Consider the following 1,952-nt stretch of genomic DNA (forward strand, 5'->3'; position numbering starts at 1 on the left):
TGGAGGCCGGTCAGGCGCTCGTCGATGCCCGCGCCGTAGTTCTTGACGTGGTCCAGCGGCTTGCTGCCCTCGCCCAGGGCCTCGCACGCGGCGATGATCGCGCGGTAGTCCTCGCGCATCGCCCGGGTGGAGAAGTTGGTGTGGGCGCCGGCGCCGTTCCAGTCGCCCTTGACCGGCTTGGGGTTGAGGGTGGCGGAGACGTTGAAGTCCTCGGCCGTCCGGTACAGCAGCCAGCGGGCGATCCACAGCTGGTCCGCGACCTCCAGCGGGCTCAGCGGGCCGACCTGGAACTCCCACTGGCCGGGCATGACCTCGGCGTTGATGCCGGAGATGCCCAGGCCGGCGGCCAGGCAGTGGTCGAGGTGCTTCTCGACGATCTCGCGGCCGAAGATCTCGTCCGCGCCGACCCCGCAGTAGTAGCCGCCCTGGGCGGCCGGGAAACCGCCGACCGGGAAGCCGAGCGGACGGGCGCCGTCGAAGAAGGTGTACTCCTGCTCGATGCCGAAGATCGGCTCCTGTGCGGCGAACTTCTCCGCGACCGGCCGCAGCAGCGCCCGCGTGTTCGACTCGTGCGGGGTCATGTCGATGTTCAGGACCTCGCACAGCACCAGCAGGTTGTCGCCGCCGCGGATCGGGTCCGGGCAGGAGAAGACCGGCTGGAGCACCCGGTCCGAGGCGTGGCCCTCGGCCTGGTTGGTGCTGGAGCCGTCGAAGCCCCAGATCGGCAGCTCGGCCCCGTTCTCCAGGATCTTCGTCTTGGAGCGAAGCTTCGCGGTCGGCTCGGTGCCGTCGATCCAGATGTACTCAGCCTTGTAGCTCACGGGCCCCATCCTCGGATTCTGCGGGTGCTGCGACTGCTGCGGTGTCGTCCGCAGCGTGCCCGCTCGCGATTTCCCGTCCGTTGCCCAGGTGTGAACCGCGTGTTACCGGGGTTTCAGCCGCAGGTCGGCCGGGTCGTGCGGGTCGGGGACCGCACACCCGTCCGGGTGCGGCAGACTGAGCACGTGAGCATTTCGTACGATTTGACCCCGCCCGCCGGTGGCTCCTGTCCGCGGATCGGCCTGCTCGGCACGGGCCCCTGGGCCCACCGCACCCACGCCCCCGCCCTCGCCGCGCACCAGGGCTCCGAGTTCGCCGGGGTGTGGGGCCGGCGCCCCGAAGCGGCGGCCGAACTCGCCGAGCAGTACGGCGTGAAGGTGTACGAAGACCCCGACGCGCTGTTCGCCGACTGCGACGTCGCCGCCTTCGCCCTGCCGCCGGACGTCCAGGCCCCGCTCGCCGTGCGCGCCGCGGCCGCCGGCTGCCACCTGCTGCTGGACAAGCCGGTCGCGACGACGGTCGGGCAGGCACGGGCCGTGGTGGACGCGGCGGACGCGGCCGGGGTCGCCTCCGTCGTGTTCCTCACCCTGCGGTTCGCCGAACCGGCCGCCGGCTGGGTCGCCGAGCAGGCCGCACGCTCGGGCTGGTTCACGGCCGCGGCGCACTGGCTCGGCGCCGTCCACGGCCCCGACGGCCCGCCCAGCGCCTACGCCGGCTCGCCCTGGCGCAAGGCCAAGGGCGGGCTGTGGGACGTGGGCCCGCACGCGCTGTCGGTGCTGATCCCGGTCCTGGGCGACGTGACCGCCGTGACCGCCGCCCGCGGGCCCTCGGACGTGGTCCAGCTCGCCCTGCGGCACACCTCCGGCGCGGCCAGCACCGCGACCCTCTCCCTCGCGGCCCCCCGGGCCGCCGCCGGGGTGGGGCTGGAGCTGCGCGGGGCCGAGGGCGTGTTCGCGCTGCCGGACTGGGGCGACGTACCGGGCGCGTACGGCCGGGCCGTGGACGCCCTGCTGGAATCGGCCCGCACGGGCGTGCCCGATCCGCGGGACGCGGCCTTCGGGGCCCGGCTGACGGAGATCCTCGCGGAGGCGGAGGCCCGGCTGGAGGGCGGGGCGGCCTGAGCGGGGCGAACG

At 74.0% G+C, this 1,952-nt stretch carries 2 protein-coding genes; one reads left to right on the top strand and one right to left on the bottom strand.

Going from position 1 to position 1,952, the window contains the following annotated elements; genetic code table 11:
- On the bottom strand, nucleotides 1–821 hold an 821-nt coding region (gene glnII, locus EF918_RS35270), incomplete at its 3' end, for a glutamine synthetase (protein ID WP_125652922.1).
- A 183-nt stretch (nucleotides 822–1,004) separates the two neighbouring features.
- Between glnII and EF918_RS35275 the strand changes: the two genes are divergently transcribed.
- Nucleotides 1,005–1,940, top strand: a complete 936-nt coding sequence (locus EF918_RS35275) for a Gfo/Idh/MocA family protein (protein ID WP_260610995.1) — start codon at nucleotides 1,005–1,007, stop codon at nucleotides 1,938–1,940.
- Nucleotides 1,941–1,952: the final 12 nt, after the last annotated feature.

The sequence above is a fragment of the Streptomyces sp. WAC06614 genome, from assembly GCF_003949795.1.
Taxonomy (GTDB): Bacteria; Actinomycetota; Actinomycetes; order Streptomycetales; family Streptomycetaceae; genus Streptomyces.